The 18,232-nt window shown below is 72.8% G+C and carries 20 protein-coding genes; 7 read left to right on the plus strand and 13 right to left on the minus strand.

Annotated features, from left to right (window positions below):
* A partial coding sequence (locus tag ACWD3D_RS11115) for a PucR family transcriptional regulator (RefSeq protein ID WP_451460612.1) occupies positions 1-833 on the minus strand: 833 nt, incomplete at its 3' end.
* A 136-nt stretch (positions 834-969) separates the two neighbouring features.
* On the opposite strand from ACWD3D_RS11115, the gene ACWD3D_RS11120 reads away from it, so the two are divergent.
* Positions 970-1,626, plus strand: a complete 657-nt coding sequence (locus ACWD3D_RS11120; protein ID WP_451460613.1) for a pirin family protein — start codon at positions 970-972, stop codon at positions 1,624-1,626.
* A gap of 24 nt (positions 1,627-1,650) precedes the next feature.
* Here the strand turns inward: ACWD3D_RS11120 and ACWD3D_RS11125 are convergent, their stop codons facing one another.
* On the minus strand, positions 1,651-2,598 hold the full coding sequence (locus ACWD3D_RS11125) for an SDR family oxidoreductase (RefSeq protein ID WP_451460614.1): 948 nt from the start codon (positions 2,596-2,598) through the stop codon (positions 1,651-1,653).
* Positions 2,599-2,731: 133 nt separating this feature from the next.
* Between ACWD3D_RS11125 and ACWD3D_RS11130 the strand changes: the two genes are divergently transcribed.
* Positions 2,732-3,298, plus strand: coding sequence for a TetR family transcriptional regulator (locus ACWD3D_RS11130; RefSeq protein ID WP_451460615.1), 567 nt, complete (start codon positions 2,732-2,734; stop codon positions 3,296-3,298).
* A 121-nt stretch (positions 3,299-3,419) separates the two neighbouring features.
* On the opposite strand, the gene ACWD3D_RS11135 is transcribed toward ACWD3D_RS11130, so the two are convergent.
* Positions 3,420-4,679, minus strand: a complete 1,260-nt coding sequence (locus tag ACWD3D_RS11135; protein ID WP_451460616.1) for a cytochrome P450 — start codon at positions 4,677-4,679, stop codon at positions 3,420-3,422.
* A gap of 346 nt (positions 4,680-5,025) precedes the next feature.
* On the opposite strand from ACWD3D_RS11135, the gene ACWD3D_RS11140 reads away from it, so the two are divergent.
* Complete coding sequence (locus ACWD3D_RS11140; protein ID WP_451460617.1) at positions 5,026-5,490, plus strand: ankyrin repeat domain-containing protein; 465 nt, start codon at positions 5,026-5,028, stop codon at positions 5,488-5,490.
* Between the two features lie 23 nt (positions 5,491-5,513).
* Here the strand turns inward: ACWD3D_RS11140 and ACWD3D_RS11145 are convergent, their stop codons facing one another.
* Both ACWD3D_RS11145 and ACWD3D_RS11150 read right to left on the minus strand, forming a co-directional pair.
* Positions 5,514-5,711 carry a DUF397 domain-containing protein gene (locus ACWD3D_RS11145; RefSeq protein WP_451460618.1) on the minus strand — a complete coding sequence of 66 codons (198 nt, stop codon included), beginning with the start codon at positions 5,709-5,711 and terminating at the stop codon, positions 5,514-5,516.
* Positions 5,671-6,519 carry a helix-turn-helix domain-containing protein gene (locus ACWD3D_RS11150; protein ID WP_451460619.1) on the minus strand — a complete coding sequence of 283 codons (849 nt, stop codon included), beginning with the start codon at positions 6,517-6,519 and terminating at the stop codon, positions 5,671-5,673. The genes ACWD3D_RS11145 and ACWD3D_RS11150 overlap by 41 nt, the downstream gene beginning before the upstream one ends.
* An 83-nt stretch (positions 6,520-6,602) precedes the next feature.
* Between ACWD3D_RS11150 and ACWD3D_RS11155 the strand changes: the two genes are divergently transcribed.
* Positions 6,603-7,067 carry an ATP-binding protein gene (locus ACWD3D_RS11155; protein WP_451460620.1) on the plus strand — a complete coding sequence of 155 codons (465 nt, stop codon included), beginning with the start codon at positions 6,603-6,605 and terminating at the stop codon, positions 7,065-7,067.
* 283 nt (positions 7,068-7,350) lie between these two features.
* Here ACWD3D_RS11155 and ACWD3D_RS11160 read toward each other — a convergent pair whose 3' ends face one another.
* Positions 7,351-8,199 (minus strand): class I SAM-dependent methyltransferase, encoded by an 849-nt coding sequence (locus tag ACWD3D_RS11160; RefSeq protein WP_451460621.1) that lies wholly within the window; start codon positions 8,197-8,199, stop codon positions 7,351-7,353.
* 246 nt (positions 8,200-8,445) lie between these two features.
* Entirely contained in the window at positions 8,446-9,297 is an 852-nt protein-coding gene (locus ACWD3D_RS11165; protein ID WP_451460638.1) for a helix-turn-helix transcriptional regulator, read from the minus strand.
* Between the two features lie 150 nt (positions 9,298-9,447).
* Between ACWD3D_RS11165 and ACWD3D_RS11170 the strand changes: the two genes are divergently transcribed.
* Entirely contained in the window at positions 9,448-10,443 is a 996-nt protein-coding gene (locus ACWD3D_RS11170; protein WP_451460622.1) for an aldo/keto reductase, read from the plus strand.
* A 90-nt stretch (positions 10,444-10,533) separates the two neighbouring features.
* On the opposite strand, the gene ACWD3D_RS11175 is transcribed toward ACWD3D_RS11170, so the two are convergent.
* Positions 10,534-11,589 carry a YncE family protein gene (locus ACWD3D_RS11175; protein ID WP_451460623.1) on the minus strand — a complete coding sequence of 352 codons (1,056 nt, stop codon included), beginning with the start codon at positions 11,587-11,589 and terminating at the stop codon, positions 10,534-10,536.
* Positions 11,590-11,812: 223 nt separating this feature from the next.
* Positions 11,813-12,628, minus strand: a complete 816-nt coding sequence (locus ACWD3D_RS11180) for a serine hydrolase domain-containing protein (protein ID WP_451460624.1) — start codon at positions 12,626-12,628, stop codon at positions 11,813-11,815.
* Between the two features lie 140 nt (positions 12,629-12,768).
* Between ACWD3D_RS11180 and ACWD3D_RS11185 the strand changes: the two genes are divergently transcribed.
* Together ACWD3D_RS11185 and ACWD3D_RS11190 are read left to right on the plus strand one after the other, a co-directional pair.
* Complete coding sequence (locus tag ACWD3D_RS11185) at positions 12,769-13,215, plus strand: MerR family transcriptional regulator (protein WP_451460625.1); 447 nt, start codon at positions 12,769-12,771, stop codon at positions 13,213-13,215.
* Positions 13,215-14,231, plus strand: coding sequence for an aldo/keto reductase (locus tag ACWD3D_RS11190; RefSeq protein ID WP_451460626.1), 1,017 nt, complete (start codon positions 13,215-13,217; stop codon positions 14,229-14,231). The genes ACWD3D_RS11185 and ACWD3D_RS11190 overlap by 1 nt, the downstream gene beginning before the upstream one ends.
* Positions 14,232-14,287: 56 nt before the next feature.
* Here the strand turns inward: ACWD3D_RS11190 and ACWD3D_RS11195 are convergent, their stop codons facing one another.
* The 4 genes from ACWD3D_RS11195 to ACWD3D_RS11210 all read right to left on the minus strand — a co-directional run bounded on the left by ACWD3D_RS11195 (position 14,288) and on the right by ACWD3D_RS11210 (position 18,126).
* Positions 14,288-15,502, minus strand: a complete 1,215-nt coding sequence (locus tag ACWD3D_RS11195) for an acyltransferase family protein (RefSeq protein WP_451460627.1) — start codon at positions 15,500-15,502, stop codon at positions 14,288-14,290.
* A complete protein-coding gene (locus tag ACWD3D_RS11200) occupies positions 15,499-16,575 on the minus strand; it encodes an alpha/beta hydrolase (RefSeq protein ID WP_451460628.1) in 1,077 nt (358 codons plus the stop codon). The genes ACWD3D_RS11195 and ACWD3D_RS11200 overlap by 4 nt, the downstream gene beginning before the upstream one ends.
* Before the next feature lie 172 nt (positions 16,576-16,747).
* Positions 16,748-17,281, minus strand: a complete 534-nt coding sequence (gene cpt / locus ACWD3D_RS11205; protein ID WP_451460629.1) for a chloramphenicol phosphotransferase CPT — start codon at positions 17,279-17,281, stop codon at positions 16,748-16,750.
* A 122-nt stretch (positions 17,282-17,403) separates the two neighbouring features.
* Complete coding sequence (locus tag ACWD3D_RS11210) at positions 17,404-18,126, minus strand: hypothetical protein (protein WP_451460630.1); 723 nt, start codon at positions 18,124-18,126, stop codon at positions 17,404-17,406.
* Between the last annotated feature and the right edge of the window lie 106 nt (positions 18,127-18,232).

Here is an 18,232-nt window from a genome sequence, read left to right on the forward strand (position 1 = left end):
GCCGCCTGCGCGGACCGGGTCGCCGCCAGCAGGTCGGGCACCACCGGTCCGGCGACGACCGGACCGGCCGCGTACGGGCCGATCAGGCCCCTCGCGACCTGGAGCGGGTTGTCGCTGCCGCCCGCGATGACCACCAGGCGATTGCCCAGCACTCCGGTCAGCACCTGCACCTTGGAGCCCCGCGCCGCGCGCCGGATGGCCTCGACCGTCAGCTCGCTGTCGCCGTCCGGGGCGGTACCCAGGATCACGCAGACGTGCTCGGGGGAGTTCCAGCCGAGGGCGGCGGCCCGGGAGATCGCCCCCTCGTCCGCCTCGCCGGACAGGACCGCGTTGACCACGAGCGATTCGAGCCGGGCGTCCCACGCGCCGCGCGCCTCGGCCGCCTGCGCGTACACCTGGGCGGTCGCGAAGGCGATCTCCCGGGCGTAGACGAGCAGGGCCTCACGCAGTACCGACTCGTCACCCGGTGCGGCGACCTCGTCGATCGCCGCTTCCATGACCTCGATCGTCGTACGGACCATCTCGACCGTCTGCCGCAGGGTGATCGCCCTGGTCAGCTCGCGCGGGGCCGTACCGAAGACATCGGTGGAGATCGCCTGCGGGGTCTCCGGATGCCGGAACCATTCGGTGAAAGCCGCGATGCCCGCCTGCGCCACCAGACCGATCCAGGACCGGTTCTCCGGGGGCATCGCCCGGTACCACGGCAGCATCTCGTCCATGCGGGCGATGGCGTTCGCCGACAGCCGGCCGGAGGACTGCTCCAGCCGTTTCAGGGTCGCGGCATGCAGATGGGCGTCTTTGGCGGCGCGCTGCGCGGGATCGGGTCGGGGCACGGAGACAAGACTGCCTTATCCGGGCAGAGGGGCGGAGGGGCGGGGCGGGTGCGGGGCCCCGGGGACGTCGTCGTACGGCCGGGTTCCGGCCATTCCGGGGCGGGGCGGCCTTCCGGCGCCCGGCTACGGTGGGGGCGTGATGTCCGTACACCGCGCGCAGAGCCGGTACGAGGGCGGGGACCGGGCGGCGGGGACCGAGTCCCGGCACGCCTTCTCCTTCGGCTCCTTCTACGACCCCGACAACCTGCGCTTCGGCGCGATCCTCGCCTGCAACGAGGAGCGGCTCGCCCCCGGCGCGGGCTTCGACGAACACCCTCACAGCCACACCGAGATCGTCACGTGGGTGGTCGAGGGCGAGCTCACCCACCGCGATTCCGCCGGTCACACCCGGGTGGTGCGCCCCGGTGACGTCCAGCACCTCAGCGCGGCGGCCGGGGTCCGGCACGTCGAACGCAACGACGGAGACGTGCCTCTGGTGTTCCTCCAGATGTGGCTGGCGCCGCTGGAGGCCGGCGGCGAGCCCGCGTACACCGTCGTCCCCGGCATCGCCGACTCCACCCCGTACGCCCTGCCCGCGGCCGGGGCGATGCTGCACGTACGCCGGCTCGCGCCGGGCGAGCGCGCGGCGGTCCCGGACGCGGTGCGGGCGTACGTCCACGTGGTGGGCGGCGAGGTGGACCTCGGCGGCGAACGCCTCGGGCCGGGCGACTCGGCCCGGATCACCGGGGCCGAGGGGCTGGAACTGCGGGCGGAGAGCCCGGCCCAGGTGCTGGTCTGGGAGCTGGCGGGCTGACGGGGCCCGCCGCCGGCCCGCCCGTCAGGCGGCGGGTGTCCTGAAGTAGTGGCCCCGGCCCAGGTCTTCGAGGAGACCGGGGCCGGTCGGCCGCCAACCCAGCAGGGCGCGGGTGCGCTCTCCGGTGGCCGGGCTGTCGAGGGCGAGGAGGTCGGCGAGCCAGGCGAAGTGCTCGGCGGCGTCGGCCGGTTCGACCGGGACCACGGGCAAGCCGAGGTGATCGCCGATCACCTCCGCCACCGCCCGGATCGGCACCCCCTCGTCGGCGACGGCGTGCAGGGTCGAGCCCGCCGGTGCGCCTTCCAGCGCGAGGCGGAAGAGGCGCGCGGCGTCGTCCCGGTGCACGGCGGGCCAGCGCTGGGTGCCGTCACCGACGTACCCGGAGACCCCCTTCGCGCGGGCGGTGGCCACGATCGCGGCGAGGAAGCCGTGGTCGCCGTCGCCGTGCACGGTCGGCGGCAGACGGAGGACGCAGGCGCGGACGTTCCGCTCCGCGAGGGCGAGGGTCGCGTGGGCGTTGGTCAGCCGACTCGCCGGTCCCGTCGCCGGAACACCCGCGCCTTCCGCGCCTCCTTCGGTGGGCGGCTGCCCGTCCGCCTCGGTGGCGACCCGGCCGGGGGCCAGGCCGAGAATCCCGGAGGCGATGACCAGGGGACGGGCCGAACCTGCGAGCGCCTCGCCGAAGGCGTCGATGGCGAGACGGTCCGCCTCGGCGGCGGCCCCGAACCTGCCGCTGAACGCCAAGTCGTGCCTGAACGCGAGGTGGATCACGCCGTCCGCCTCGGCGGCCGTGTCGCGCAGGACGCCGAGGTCGTCGAGCGAGCCGCGCCGCACCTCGGCGCCCGCCTTGGCGAGCGCGTCGGCGGCATCGTCCGAGCGGGCGAGCCCGATCACCTGGTGACCTGCGGCTACGAGCTCCGGAACGACTGCCGAGCCGATCCAGCCGGACGCGCCGGTGACGAATACACGCATGGGAGAGCCTCCAGAGGGCTGGTGCCGGGACGAATCGATGTCAGTGACTGTCGTCATGATTGTCACGGTACACCTGATGTCAGGTGCTGTCATCGCGTCGATGTCAGGCACTGTCGTCGCGTAGGATCGCGGCATGGGCAGATGGCAACCGAACGCGCGCGAACGTCTGGAACAGGCGGCGATGGAGCTTTACGGCGAGCACGGGTTCGACCGGACCACCGCAGCGCAGATCGCCGCCCGCGCCGGGCTCACCGAGCGGACGTTCTTCCGCCACTACGCGGACAAGCGCGAAGTCCTGTTCGGGGGTGCGCCCCTGCTCGAACACGCCTTCGTGGACGCCCTCGTGGCCGCCCCGGCCACGGCCACCCCGATCGACGCGATGGCCTCGGCGCTGGAGAGCGTCGGCGCGTTCTTCGCCGACCGCCACGCGTTCGCCCGGCAGCGTCAGGCCGTCATCGTGTCCAGCGCCGAACTGCGCGAGCGTGAACTCATCAAGCTCGCCAACCTGTCTGCCGCGCTGGCCGTGACCCTCCGCGAACGAGGCGTACCGGACCCCGCCGCGAGCCTCACCGCCGAGGCGGGGCTCGCGGTCTTCAAGGTCGGTTTCGAAGGCTGGGTGGCCGGGGACGGGGGCCGCCCGCTGGTCGACTTCCTGCGGGAGTCCCTGGACGGGCTCAAGGTGGTCGTGACGGGGGAGTGACGCCCCCGCGTCCCGCCGATGGTCCCGGGCGATCCAGCGGCCCGCGGTGTTCTCGTACGGCTGTCGCCACCAGCGTCTGAAGATCGCCGACGGAAGACCGGAACCGGGGCCGTGGGTGAGGTCAACCCGCGGCGCCCGGACAGAGAACGGGTTCTCCCCACCGGGCCGGGTCGTCATGGGAACCGCTGTGCCCGGCCACCGGGCAGGGGGCATCCGAAACCAGCAAACTCTGGGGGGAGTTGATGGTCAGTGACGCGATGGGCGGCCCAGGCCGGGCGGTTGCCCGCAGGTGGGGGAAGAAGGTGAACAGTCCGGCGAGGGCGGTCCGCAGCTGAAGGCGGGCGAGCGGGGCGCCGAGACAGTAGTGGGGGCCGCGCCCGAAGGCGAGGTGGCGTGGCGGCGCGCTCCCGGTGAACCGGTCCCCGGCGGTACGGCGGGGGTCCAGGTTGGCGGCCGTGTAACAGAGCAGAAGGGCGTCGCCCTCGCGGACCCGCTGCCCGCCCAGCGTCACGTCCCGGCGGGGGAAGGCGAAGGGCAGGGCGAAGACGCTGGAGTCGTACCGCAGGGCCTCCTCCACCACGTCCTCCCAGGACACCTCACCGCCCAGGACACCTCGCAACCGGTCGGGATGGCCCAGCAGGGCCCGGACGGCGTTGACGAGAGCGGCGACCGTCGTGTCGAATCCGGCGGCGAGGAAGAGCCAGAGGGTGTCCTGCGCCTCCTGCCGGGTCAGCGCGCCGGTCTCCACGGACCGGGCGAGATCCGCCACCAGGCCGCCCGACCCGTCCGGACGTTCCAGGAGGTCTCCGAGAAACCCACGGATCTCGGCACTCAGCCGGCGGGACTCGTCCGGGGTGAGAGCCGCCCGGGAGAGGGCGCGGTGCACCAGGGAACTTGCCGCCGCACGTTCCGCCGCCGGGACACCGAGGAGCGAGCAGAGCACGTCCAACGCCAGCGGGAGCGCGAAATCCGCCCGCAGGTCGAAGGGGCGCCCGGCCGCGAGCAGCCCGGCGAGCAGCCGGCCGACGGCGCTCTCCACCTCCGGCCGCAGCCGACGGATGCGCCCGGGAGTGAAGGCCGAGACCGCCGTACGCCGGAGCCGGGTGTGGTCCGCACCGTCGGCGGTGAGCATCCACTGCCGGTTCAGATGGTCGGTCATGGGCCAGTCCGGCGGGATCTCCCCGTCCCGCAGCGCCCGGAAGTGCAGCGGGGACCGCGAGAACAACGGGTCGCTCAGCACCGTTTCCAGTTCGTCGTAGCCGACCACGGCCCAGCAGTCGACGCCTCCCGGCCACTGGGCGGGAACGACGCTGCCGTACGCGTGGAGCGCTGTGGCCTGCTCACGCAGGTCCGCGCGGGGGTCGAGGAGGACGCGGGACACGGGGTGCCTTCCGGTGGAGGAGTCGAGCGGGCAGGAGGACGGCAACGAATCGATCGCGTGCAGTCGCCCTGTGACCGTGTCGCGCCGAGGTGCCCGGCGGCAAGTGCGCAGAGCGCGCGCCGTGGCCGAATCAGGAGCGGTCACGGCGCGGCACGGGTCGCGCGTACCCGGGACCAGGACTCGCGAAGGTTCCGGGGACAGTAGCTCCGGCGTCCCGCTCGCTCTTCGCGCGAGGCCGGCGGGGGAGAAGACCGGTCGCGGCGTGGGTGGCCGGCGCCCAAGTCGTTCCACCGCCTGGTGACTTCGTGGGCGAGCCGGCCGGGGCGCTTCGCTATGCTCCGCGCCCATGAAGCGCAGACGGTCCAAGAAACTGTCCAGGGATCTGGTCGGAGCGGCCTCTACCGGTAACGCGGCACGGGTCCGCACCCTGCTGCGCGCCGGAGCCGACCCGAGGACGGCCGACTCGGACGGCACCACACCGCTCTACGCGGCGGCGGTCCAGGGCGACGCGGAGGCGGTCGGCATCCTCCTGCGGGCCGGTGCCGCCCCGGACACCGAGAGCGGCGGCCCCGGCAGTGAGGGAACACCCCTGTGCGCAGCGGCCTGTTGGGGACACTCGGATGTCGTACGCGCGCTCCTGGCCGCAGGCGCGGTTCCGGATCTCCGTGAGGACCACGGCACCGGGCGGACGCCCCTCGAATGGGCGATGGCCGGGCCCTGGCCGGAGACGGTCGCGGTGCTGGAGAGTGCGGGGGCGTGCCGTTCGGACGAGGTCGGACGCCGGGCGCAGGGCCACCCAGATGGTTGCTGACGCGGGTTGAAGTGAGGGCTCGACTACCGGAGCCCGTCCACGAACGCCTGCCAGGCGACCGGGCCGACGGTCACGACCGGACCGTCCGGGACCTTGCTGTCGCGGACCGGTACGGAGCCGGTGAGGCAGCCGTCGGCCACTTCGAGGCAGTCGCCGCCAGTGCTGCCGCTGTAGCTGGATTTACGCCATGGCGAGCTCCTCGGACCCGGTCCCAGCTCCATAACGCTCCTTCATTACGCGGCAGATCAGCGCTGCCGACTCCTCGATGGAAAGAGCGGAGGCTTGCAGGTGAGCGTATCGGAGCGATGCCTCTCGGACGGTCTCGGAGCTGGCGGTCATGTGGCCGGAGATGAGGTCTTCCGTGTAGATGATGTCCGGATCGTCGTCGAAGCGAAGGAGATTGAACGCCCCGTCCAGGCCGGCATGTTCGCCTGCTGCGAAGGGCAGCACCTGGATGCGCATCCAGCGTTGGCTGATGAGATCCAACAACTTGGCGAGTTGGCTTCGCATGACCCGACGCCCTCCGATCGGGCGGGTGAGCACCGCCTCGTCCAGGATGACCCAAGCGAGCGGCGGCTGCTCCCGCTCCAGGATGCGTTGGCGCTCCATCCTCGCCGCCAGCAGGCCGTCCAAGTCCTCGGGCATGCCGGTCGCCAGGACCGCCCGCGCGTACTCCTCGGTCTGGAGGAGTCCGTACACCACCTGTGACTGGTAGGTGGAGATGTACGTCGCCCGCGACTCCATCTCCGCGTACGCCTGGAACCACGTCGGCAGTTGGCTGCGCAGCACCAGACCGATCAGCCTGGAGAACAGCCCGCCCGTGCCGAGGGCCGCGTCCAGCCGCTCCGAGAAGTCCCGGGTGGGGACCTTCCGCGCGGTCTCGATCTGGCCGATCAGTGACCCCGTACAGAAGATGATGGCTCCGAGCTGGCCCTGTTTGAGGTTCGCGGCCTCGCGCTGACGGCGCAACTCCCAGCCGTAGTAGGCCAGCGGTGAGGTGCTGGGGTCGAGCGTCTGGATGTTGGCCACGGGGGGACCTCCGGCGTACAACGCCTGACGGCGTTCGTTTCAGTACGTAGCCGAGCGTAGTCGGAGCGCTGCACGCTGGTGACATGAATCACGTAACTGTCCTGCGGTCCGAAGGCGGGGAGACCTCGCCCGTCCTCAGGGAACCCGTGTACCACGCAGACTTCACGATGGGCGAGCACTCCGCCCGGCATCTCCGCCGCATCCTGCGGCTCTACCTCGTCGACCGGGGTCTTCTCGACGTGGCCGGCGCGGCCGAACTCGCGCTCACCGAGCTGATCGCGAACGTCGTCCGGCACGTGCCCGATCGCCACTGCCAGATCTGCATGTACTTGCTGGGCGACGAGGGGGTGCGTGTGGAGGTCACCGACGGCAGTCCCGAACTGCCCACGGCGACCGTGCGTGACGCGCTCGACGAGGGCGGCAGAGGGTTGCTGCTGGTCGCCGCCGTCGCCGACAAGTGGGGCGTTGAGGTGCGGGAGGACGGTGGCGGCAAGACGGTGTGGTTCGAATGTCTGGCCCCCGGGGGAGGTGCGGCCGGGAGCGGCTGACCTCTGGCCCGGTGGATGGCGCCCCGGCATCCCTGAACCGTGCGACGGGGAAGCGGGGCGGAGTGTGGGGGGTGGTGATGGGCAAGATGTTTCCAGTCCCGAGCCGGAGCCGGGGCCTGTGCAACCCACCCCCCATGGCCGCGAGTCCCTCGCGATCTCCGTCCGGCCTCAACCGCACAGCACCGTATACCGGGGTACTGACATCGACGGCGGGAGGGAACTTGGCGGATGTGCCGCCGCCTCGACAGGCGCTCTGCCGGGCGGTGTTGTCGCGGCCCGCCGGTCAGGTACCGGAAGCACGCTCCTCGGGCTTCCACCCCCATGCCGTGAGCATCCCGGCCGACAGCGCGGCGCACTCGTCGGAGACCAGGTACCGGATCGCCGCGTCGATGCCCGCCCCGTCCACCAGGCCGGTGGCGACCATCGCGGGGCGGCTGCGTTCCCAGGTGTCCGCCCAGAAGCGGCTGATGGGGCTGTCCGGCTGGAGCGGCGGTACGTGGATCTCGGCGGCGACGGGTTCAAGCCCCGCCCCGCGCAGCAGTCGCGGGTAGGACGGCACCCAGGAGACGTCGGTGCCGATCGTGGCCCGCAGCCCTTCCCACATCGCCCGCATCGCCGCGGTGTACGGGGTCGCGGGCGTGGCGTCGCTCGTCAGGTCGACCGCGTCGCTGAGCACCAGCACCCCGCCCGGGGCCACGAGCGCGGCCAGTGACGTGATCAGGCTCTCGTGCTCGGCCAGGTGTATCAGGACGAAGCGCGCGTGGACGAGGTCGTACTGGACGGGGTCGTACTGACCGGAAAGGAACCCCGGGGCGGTGATGTCGGCCTCCAGGAGGTCGAGCCCGGGTACCGGCCGCTCGCCGAGGAACCGTACGTCGCGGTCGACGGCGAGCACGCTCTCCACCCCGGCCTCGCCCAGCAACCGGCGGGAGACCGTGCCGGTGCCCGCCCCCACGTCGAGGCAGCGCCACCCGGGTCCGGCGCCGAGCGCCCGCAGTCGCGCGAGGCTGATGTCGTCGTAGGCGAGGGCCCCGAAGTCGATGCGCTCGCCCTCGCCCGCCTGCTCGGGGCGGAAGTACGCCTCTCCGTAGCGTCCGCCTTCGGAGGCGCCCTGGCCCGGTGCCGCGTTCACGCCGCCACCCGCGCTGAGCCTGGCGCGGAAGCCGTCGAAGGCGCGTCCGGCGCCCGGTCCTGACCTGGGTGCGGGAACAACGGGAACGGGTCGTCGTACAGGTGCATGACGGGGCCTCTCCACGCGGTGAGCGATGCCGGGCGGGTCGCGCCCGGAGAGGACCGCCGCCCCACCGAATCCTGCACGGAGGCCCGCCCGTCGGGCCGAGGCGCGCCGAGTCCGTGCCGATCGGCCCCGGACGGGCCGTCAGTCTCCCGTCGTGCTCACCGGGAAGCTCTCGATACCCAACACACGCAGCAGTTCCAGCCGTTCGCGGGTCTCGGTGTCGGCGGGGGTGAGGACGAGCAGCATCTGCCGCTGGTCGAGGGTCACCAGGGTCTCGCAGTCCAGGACCAGCCGGCCCACCCGCGGATGAAACAGCTCCTTGCGGTCGGCCCGTCGGACGGCCACCTCGTGCTCGGCCCACAGGCGGCGGAACTCGCCGCTCGCGTGGCTGAGGTGGGTGACGAGGTCGGTGACGGCAGGGTCGTCGCCCCGGCGGCCGGCGACCGCCCGCAGGTCCGCGACGAACTGGCGCGACTGGTGTTCGTGCTTCTCCGGCGGGTGGACCGCGCGGGTGGCGGGCTCGGTGAACCACCGGTACACGAGGTAGCGCCGGGGCCCCGAGAGGCCGGTGTGGTCGCCGTACAGCAGGAGCGCCATCCGGTTCTGGGCCAGCGCCTCGCCCAGGTCGGACAGGACCAGGGCGGGGGTGTCCCCGAGCAGGTCGAGCATGCGGATCAGCCCGGCCCGTGCCAGCCGGGCCGTGCCGTCCGCCGGAGGCGGCTGGTGTCCCGCCAGGTGGAAGAGGTGGGCGCGTTCGTCGTCGCTCAGCCGCAGCGCCCGGGCGAGCGCGGTGAGCAGCTGAAGGCTGGGGCGGCTGCCGCGCCCCTGTTCGAGGCGTACGACGTAGTCCACCGACACCCCCGTGAGCATGGCCACCTCCTCGCGGCGCAGACCGGGGGTGCGGCGCCGCGAGCCGTCGGGGAGGCCGACCTCGGCGGGCCGTAGGGCCTCGCGGCGGCGGCGCAGGAAATCCGCGAGGTCGTCCCGTCTCATGGCTTCGCTCATGACTTCCTTTGTAACCGAGGTGGACGCGCCCATCCAGGGAGCGCCGCTCCCTGGATGAGGACTCCTCTCCCACATCGCGGTGAGCGGGCGCAGGCTGGACGTGTCGAGTGGATCTGGCGAGCGATCGAGGAGAGTGTCATGCAGCGACGTCATCTGGGAACCAACGGTCCGGCGGTCTCCGCCCTGGGGCTGGGCGCGATGGCCATGTCCGGCGCCTACGGGGAGTCCGACCGCGACGAGAGCATCGCCACCGTGCACGCGGCGCTGGACGCGGGCGTCACACTGATCGACACCGGCGACTTCTACGGCACCGGCCACAACGAACTCCTCCTCGCCGAGGCCTTGCGCGGCCGGAAGCGGGAGGACTACCGGCTCAGCGTCAAGTTCGGCATGCTCATGAAGCCCGGCAACGGATTCGGCAAGCCGGACGGCCGTCCCGAGGCGGTGCGCAACTTCCTCGCCCACTCACTGACCCGTCTGGGCACCGACCACATCGACGTCTACCGACCGGCCAGGCTCGACCCCGAGGTGCCGATCGAGGAGACAGTGGGCGCCGTCAAGGAGATGATCGACGCCGGGTACGTACGCCATCTGGGGCTCTCCGAGGTCGACGCGGACACCGTGCGCCGCGCCCACGCCGTGCACCCGGTGGCCGATCTCCAGATCGAGTACTCCCTCCTCTCGCGGGCGGTCGAGGACGAGGTCCTGCCCGTCCTGCGCGAGCTGGGGATCGGACTGACCGCCTACGGAGTTCTCAGCCGAGGCCTCCTCTCGGGGCACTGGACCGCTGGTCACAGCGCCGGACCGGGCGACAGCCGCGTGCACGGCCCGCGCTACGGGGCCGGGAACGTGGAACACAACCTCGCCCTCGTGGAGGCCCTGCGCGAAGTGGCCGAAGCCAAGGGGTGCACCGTCGCGCAGCTGGCCATCGCCTGGGTCGCCGCGCAGGGGGACGACATCGTGCCGCTCGTCGGCCCGCGCAGCCGCGAGCGGCTCGCGGAGGCGCTGCCCGCGCTCGCGCTGGAACTCACCGACGAGGACCTCGCCCGGATCGAGAAGGCGGTCCCCCGGGGATCGGCGCGGGGCGAGCGCTACCCGGCCGCGTTCATGGGATCGGTCGGCGTGGGGAGCTGAGGCGCCACGGCCGGCGGGCGGTCTCCACGGGGGCGGGCCGGGGCCGGACCCGAGTTCCCACGGACCACGGCCCCGCCCCGGCCGACGGGATCACACGGGGATCACGTGGAGCACCAGGGTCCCGGGATCGTCACGCGTCAGCGCGAACAGCCGGGAGCCGTCCGGGGACCAGATCAGACCGTGCGGACGGAGTTCCGATCCGGTGCCCGGCTCCAGGTCGATGACCCGGGACGGGGCGTCGGCGCCGGGCCGGAAGAGGTAGATGTCCTGGCCGTAGGCGTTGTCGACGCCCGCCGCGATCTGGCCGGTGACCGAGACCGAAGCGGCGGTCGGGTAGGTGGTCGTGGGGTACGTGTGCACGAGAGCGAGGTCGCGCAGCCGGAAGGCCAGGTGGTTGTACGGGGCGCCTCCGACGACGAAGAGCGTGCCGGCGTCCGGGCTCAGCGCGAGGTCCCAGATGCTGCCGATACCCCCGGGGTTGTCCTGCGTCGTCGTCACGACGGGCTTGCCCGAGGTGACGTCGTACACCGTCACCGTGGACGACGACAGGTACTGCTCGGCGGCGATGAGCACGCCGGGCGCGGACGGAGAGGCGAGCAACATGGGCGGGCCGCCCCAGGTGCTCTCCGGTACCTGCGCGAGACGCACCTTCGGTGTGGCGCCGCTCAGGGTGAGGGAGCCGATGTTGGTCTCCCAGTCGGCTCCGTAGCTGAACCACAGGGTGGAGCCGACGAGAGCCACGCGATTCGGGGCGGTCCCGGTACCCGTGGGGTAACGGGCCTTCTCCCGGTAGGTGCCGGTGTCGACGGCGGCGATCGCGTCGCCGCCGCTCAGCGCGACGTACAGCGTGCGTGAGTCGGGTGAGAGGGCGAGGTCCGCCGCGCCCGGCTTGCCGTTGAGGGTCTTGAGGAGCGTGCCGTCGAAATCGGTCACCAGCACGGAACTGGTGACGATGTCGGCGATGTAGAGCCTGTGGTGCACGGAGTCCACGGCCATGTCCGCGTGCCAGGTGATCGGCAGCACGGTGGAGGTCGGGTCCGCCGGGGCCGTCCGCGCCGCCGCGGACGCGGGGGAGGCCGCGCCGACCAGCGGTAACAGGAGCAGGGACAGCGCGCCGAGCACGGATCTGAAGCGGGGTCGTCTCATCAGGACAGCCGTCCTCGTCGATCGGGGGCGCCGGTGAGCGGGGCGCGTGAGCGGGAATGGGGCACGTGCGTCGGGTGCCCGCGCGTGTGGCGTCCACACGTCTCCCCGGAGGCGGCCTCGCGATGCCCGCACCCATGCGCCTCGTCGGTCCGGCAGCAGGCTCCCTCCCTCTACCCTCGGCGACCTTTCGGCGGCCCTGTCACGCGGGGCCGGAGCGCATGGCTCAGCGGCCGGCCTCCGCCAGCACGGCGTCCGTGAAGGGCGGCCACACCTCGGCCGCCCAGGGGCCGAAGGCGCGATCCGTCAGGGCGACACAGGCCAGGCCCGCGGCCGGGTCGATCCAGAGGAACGTGCCGGACTGGCCGAAGTGGCCGAAGGTCGCGGGGGAGGAGTCCGCACCGGTCCAGTGCGGGGACTTGGAGTCCCGGATCTCGAAGCCGAGGCCCCAGTCGTTGGGGTTCTGGTGGCCGTACCCGGGCAGTACGCCCTTCAGCCCCGGGTGCACGACGGTCTGCGCCTCCAGGACCGTGCGCGGGTCCAGCAGCCGGGGCGCCTGGACCTCGGCGACGAAACGGGCCAGGTCGTCCACGGTCGAGACGCCGTCCTTGGCGGGCGAGCCGGCGAGCGTGGTCGAGGCCATCCCCAGCGGTTCGAACACGGCCTCGCGGGCGTAGTCGGCGAAGGGGATGCCGGACGCCTTCGCGAGGTGCTCACCGAGGACCTCGAAGCCCGCGTTCGAGTAGAGCCGCCGCGTACCGGCCGGGGCGGTCACCCGGTGCTCGTCGAAGGCGAGGCCGCTGGTGTGGGCGAGCAGGTGGCGGACGGTCGAACCCTCCGGGCCGGCCGGCTCGTCCAGCTCCACGGCCCCCTCCTCGTACGCCACGAGCGCCGCGTACGCCGCCAGCGGCTTCGACACCGAGGCCAGGGGGAAGCGGTGCGCGGTGTCACCGTGCGTGCCGAGGACGGTGCCGTCCGCGCGTACGACGGCGGCTGCCGCGGTGGGGACGGGCCAGTTCTCGATCATCGCCAGACTCTGCATGATGACGAGGGTAGAGGCAGCGGGGACCCGCCCCGCAGGGGGTCCCGCGCGGCGGGGGCGGTGCCTTCGTGGGGACTTCGTGGGGTGCTCGCCCGATTCCACTTGCTTGGAGTGCACTCCAACGTTCTAACGTTGAGGTCATGACGGTGACGCAGAGCACGTCCGTACGACCCGTACCGCAGCAGGTCTCCCCACCGGGCCGCACGGTCCGGTACACGATCAGCGAGGTGGCCGCCCGCACCGGGCTCACCGCGCACACCCTGCGCTGGTACGAGCGGATCGGCCTGATGCCGCACGTGGACCGCTCGCAGACCGGACAGCGCAGGTTCACCGACAAGGACCTCGACTGGCTGGCCTTCGTCGGAAAGCTCAGGCTGACCGGGATGCCGGTGGCCGACATGGTCCGGTACGCGGAACTGCTGCGTGAGGGCGAGCACACGTTCGACCAGCGGCAGGAGCTGCTGGAGGCGACCCGGCGCGACGTGCGGGCCCGGATCGCGGAGCTCCACGAGACGCTCACCGTCCTCGACTACAAGATCGACTTCTATGCGAGCGCCCGACGGGCGCCGGAAAGGCCGTGTGGCTGATGACGGAGAACACTCTTCCCACCGTGCAGCTCGGCGCGGACGGACCTCAGGTCGGCGTGCAGGGACTCGGCTGCATGGGCATGAGCGAGTTCTACGGCGACACCGACGAGATGGCCGCCCACGACACCCTGCACACGGCGCTGGACGCGGGGGTCACCCTCTTCGACACCGCCGACATCTACGGACGCGGCGCCAACGAGGAGTTCCTCGCGTCCTTCGTCGGGACCAACCGCGACCGGATCACGCTGGCCACCAAGTTCGCCATCGAGCGGAGCGACGACCCCGAGTACCGGGCCGTACGCAACGACGCCGCCTACATCAAGCAGGCGGTCGAGGCGAGCCTGCGCCGCCTCGGCACCGACGTGATCGACCTCTACTACATGCACCGCCACGATCCGAAGGTCCCGTTCGCCGAGTCCGTCGGCGCGATGGCCGAACTGATCAAGGAGGGCAAGGTCAAGCAGCTCGGGCTGAGCGAGGTGACCGGCGCTGAGCTGCGCGAGGCGCACGCGGTGCATCCGATCGCCGCCCTCCAGTCGGAGTGGTCGCTCTTCAGCCGGGACCTGGAGCAGAGCGCGGTACCGGCGGCGGCCGAGCTGGGCGTCACGCTGGTGCCGTACTCGCCGCTCGGCCGGGGCTTCCTGACCGGGGCGTTCGCGGACGCCGGCAAGGACCTGGGGAAGGACGACTTCCGGCAGTACCAGCCCCGCTTCACGGGCGACAACGCGAAGAACAACGCGGCCCTGCTGGAGCCGGTCCGCCGGATCGCCGCAGCGCACGGGGCGACCCCCGCGCAGGTGGCGCTGGCCTGGGTGCACCAGCGCGCCCAGGTGCACGGCCTGACCGTCGTACCGATCCCCGGCACCCGGAAGCCGACCCGGCTGCTGGAGAACGTCGGCGCGACCCGGATCGTCCTCAGCCCCGAGGAGCTGGCCGAGCTGGAGCCGATCGCCGGCAAGGTGGCGGGCGACCGCTACCCGGACATGAGCAGCACGGCGGCTGCCCGGGAGAAGTAGGGCAGCACGGTACGGTCGCCCGCGCCCGCGAGGTACGGGCGTCCGTGCCGCACCCCTCACGCCAGCCCCAGCGCGAACACCGCGAACCCCGCCGCGAGCACCCCCACCACCGCGTTGCGCGCCCTGGTGGTGCGGGTGCCCCGGCGCCACGGGGCCTCGAAGCGGCGCGTGAAGCGGGCGATCAGCACCAGCAGCCCGGCACAGACCGGCAGCCACAGCACCCGCGCCACGATCCAGCCGAGGCTGTCCGGGGCCGTGGTCAGGCCTGGTACGGCACCGGCTCCCACGAGGGACGCCGGGACGGCGGCGGCCAGCAGCGCCGTCTGGTGCCAGCACAGGATCGTCATCGCCGACAGGTTGACGACCACCACCGGCGCCCAGAGCGCGGGCCGTCGCAGCAGCCGGCCGATCCGGTCGCGCAGCAGGATCGCCGCACCGCTCTGCGCGGCGGCCAGGGCAAGCACCAGCAGCGACGGCGGATGCGAGTTGGTGCGTGCCACGCCCGGTACGCCGACCATCGACGCCGGGTAGTGCAGGACCAGCAGCAGCACCGCGAACAGCGCCGTGCCGCCCACCAGCAGGAACCGCGCGCCGCGCCGCCCGATCCGGCCCGTGCCCCAGCTCACGCCGAGCTGGTACGCGAAGAGCCACCCCGGCAGGATGTTCAGCAGGCTCAGCCAGGACGGCACGGCGTCCGCGTACGGCCCGTACCGCAGGAAGTCGACCACGGCGACCGCCCCCAGCAGCGGCGCGGCGGCCCACCCGCCCATCCGTTCCGCGAGCCGCACACAGAGCGGGGTCAGCGCGGTGACCACCAGATAGACCCCGACGAACCAGAGCGGCTGGACCACCAGCGTCGCCCCGGTCCGCAGCGTGTCCCCGGGTACCCCGAACAGGTGCAGCACCGGAGCGAGCACCGCCCAGACCGCCGTCACCCCGAGCACGGGACGGCCCAGCCGGGCGAGCCGGCCGCCCAGCCAGGCGCGGGCGGTGGACCGACGGCGGCGGTAGGAGAGGGCGGAGACGTACCCGCCGACCAGGAAGAACACCCCGAGCATCTGGAGCACCCAGCTCGCCGGAGCGAGCGCCCCGAAGGTGGAGAGCGGACTCGCGTTGTGCAGGGCCCCGTCGGCGTCGCGGGTGAAACCGCCCAGCAACCAGTGCCCGGTCGGTACGGCGAGCAGCGCCAGGGCGCGCATCCCGTCGATCGCGCGGTCGCGGTGGGCGGGGGTACGGGACTCGATGCGGGCGGCGAGCGCGGCGGGAGTCATCGGGTCACCCCCTCGGTGGCGACCTCGGCCGTGGCGAAGTCGCCCGTGACGATGGCGGCGAAGGCGCGGAGCGAGTCCGTGCCGGGGGCGAAGTAGCCGGTGTGGCCCACGGCTTCGCGGGCCGGGACCCGGCGGGCGCCGAAGCCCGGGTCGGTCGGATCCGTGCCGTGGCCGAGCCCGGCGAACTCGACGTTCGGCACGTCGTCGATCCAGTCGGTGGGGTCCTTCGCCGCCCACACCCGGGCGGTGGTGGAGAGCGCGCCGACACTGCCCGCGCGCATCCCGGGGGAGCCGAGCACCACCAGGTCGGCGGCGTGCAGCCGGTGCGCGGCGAGCCCGCAGACCACCGAGCCGTAGCTGTGGCAGAACACGGCGGGCGTCGGGAGACCGTCCGCCGCCAGCCCGTCCGTGAACCGGGCCAGCCGGTCCGCGCCGACCTCCGCCAGCTCTCCGGTGGCCGCGTCCCACCCGACCCCGACCGGCGTGGTGTACCCGGCCCAGGCGATCACGGCGGTGTCCGGACCCGTCGCGTCCCGGAGCGAGAGCGCCATCCCGGCAGGGGTGCCGTACGGATCGCTGTCCCGGTCGAACGTCCCCGCGTCGATGTCCGACCCGGGCACCACGACCCCCACGTGCCGGGCCGTCCGTAGATCGCCGAACACCTCGGCCACCAGCCCGCGACCGCGCGGGTCGAACGCGAGTATCCGGCGCCCCGGTTCGGCGAGCGACCGGTAACGGGGATCAGTACTCGCCTTCAGGGCAAGGGCGTTGGCCCGGTAGCGCAGTTCCAGCGGTACGCCGGGGAGGTTGCCGGTCACCGAAGGGTGCCGTACCACGAGCGCCTGCTGCTGTGCGGGGGTCAACGCGGCGAAGAAAGCCGCCACTTGGCCGGGCGTGGCGCTCTCGGGGTCGGGCAGCGCCCGTCCCCGTACCTCGTCGGCGCGCCAGGACGCGCTGCCCGGCGGCGGCCCGCTGACGGCCACCTGCCCACTCCCCGACGCCCAGCCGGCGGTCCCCGCCGCCACGGTGGCCGCCAGCGCCACCGCCACCAGAGTCCTCGCGTACCGGCGCATCCGCCCCTCCTTCCGTTCCGTCGCACCGGACGGTGCGACGGAGCAGAAGGTAGGAAGAGGACGCCCCGGAGGGCGTCACACCGGGGAGCCAACCGTGAGGTGCTACCGGGGTAGGGGGTGTGCCGGGTCCGGCGTCGTCCGGTCAGGGGCCCGCCGTCCCGTCAGGAGCCGTTCAGGCGGCGCGGGCGGCGATGGTCCGGGCGCACTCCAGCGACTCGGCGCGCGTGGTGTCCACCTCCAGGTCGTAGACCACCCCTTCGTGCACCGTCTCCGCCTGCGCGGCGGCCATGCCCGGCGTACGGTCGCCGCGCGCGATCTCCCGCCCGGAGGCGGTCCCGCTCGCGCACCGGACCCCGACCCACAGCACGTCCAGCCCCACGAGGGCCTTCTGCCAGCGCGCCTGGGACTCCGCGCCGCCGAGGAAGACGTCGTCGACGATCACCCGGGCACCCGCACGGGCCATCGCCGCGACACCCTCCATCCAGGCCGCCTCCAGCCGCCGGAACTCCGCGCCGATGTTCACCCCGCCGTCCGCGGCGAACTCGATCCCGTCGTCGGCCGCCTGCATCGACGCGGGCATCGAGTCCACCAGGGTGTCGATCGCGGCGGCGAGCCACGGCTCCGGCAACACCGCCTGGAGACACCGGACGATCCCGGACTTGCCGGAACTGGAGCCGCCGTTCAACACGATCACCTGAGTCGTCATCCGGTCACCGTAGGGCGGATCGTCGCGCCGGACACCGCGTTTTCCGGCAGGGCCCCGAAGGGCCCCCCGCGCTGTGCGTGGCGTGTACGGCGTACGGGGTGGCCGGACCCGTACGCCGACTCTCAGGGCGCCGGCGCGGCGGACACCCGGGCCATCCGGCCGGGCGTCAGCGCGAAGGGGTTGGCGGGGTTCCGGAACGAATGGGAACCCTCGCCGACCCGGACGCCGTCACGGGTGGTCCGCCAGGCCACCGGGCCGCACGGACCCTGGTCGTCCAGGAGCGCGACCGCGAGTGCCTCGGGATCATCGACACCGGTGCGGGCGCGCAGCGCCGCCACCAGCCGTTCGGCGGCGTCCTCGGGCACGTCCTCGTCGCCGAACGCGGGGAACAGGAGCAGCAGTCGGGCGTCCGGGTCGGTGGTGCTGCCGCCGGGCAGCCCACTGTCGGCCGCCGCCACCAGTTCTGGCCAGGAGAGGCCGGGACCCATGAAGTGCCCCTCGTCGGAGGCGAGATGCTCGGCCTGCTCCCAGTCCGGGTGGTGGAGGAGGTAGTCGACCCCGGGGTCGTCCTCGAAGGTGCGGTAGACGATGTGGATGCGGTGGCCGTCGGCGAGCGGGACGGTGAACGTCGGCCAGTCCGCGCGCTTCCACAGTTGATCGCCGTAGGCACCCGCTGCGTCGAAGTCCGCACCGAACAGCAGTTCCGCCGTCTCCTCGTCCTGCGGACAGAGGCTGAGGTGTCCCAGCCAGAAGAGGGTGTCGTCGAGGAGGTCGGTGGGGTGGGTGAGCGAGTCGCTCTCGTACCCGGGTATCCGGGTGGGACGCAGGTCCTCGGTGTTCGTCACGCGAGGCATTCTGCCGGGGTGCGGGGCGGGCCGACGGGCGGGCGACGGGGCGGGCGGGCCCTTACTCGGGTCTGCGCCGGTCGATCCAGGGCGTGCTTTCAACTGC

It is taken from the genome of Streptomyces sp. NPDC002690 (genome assembly GCF_053592415.1).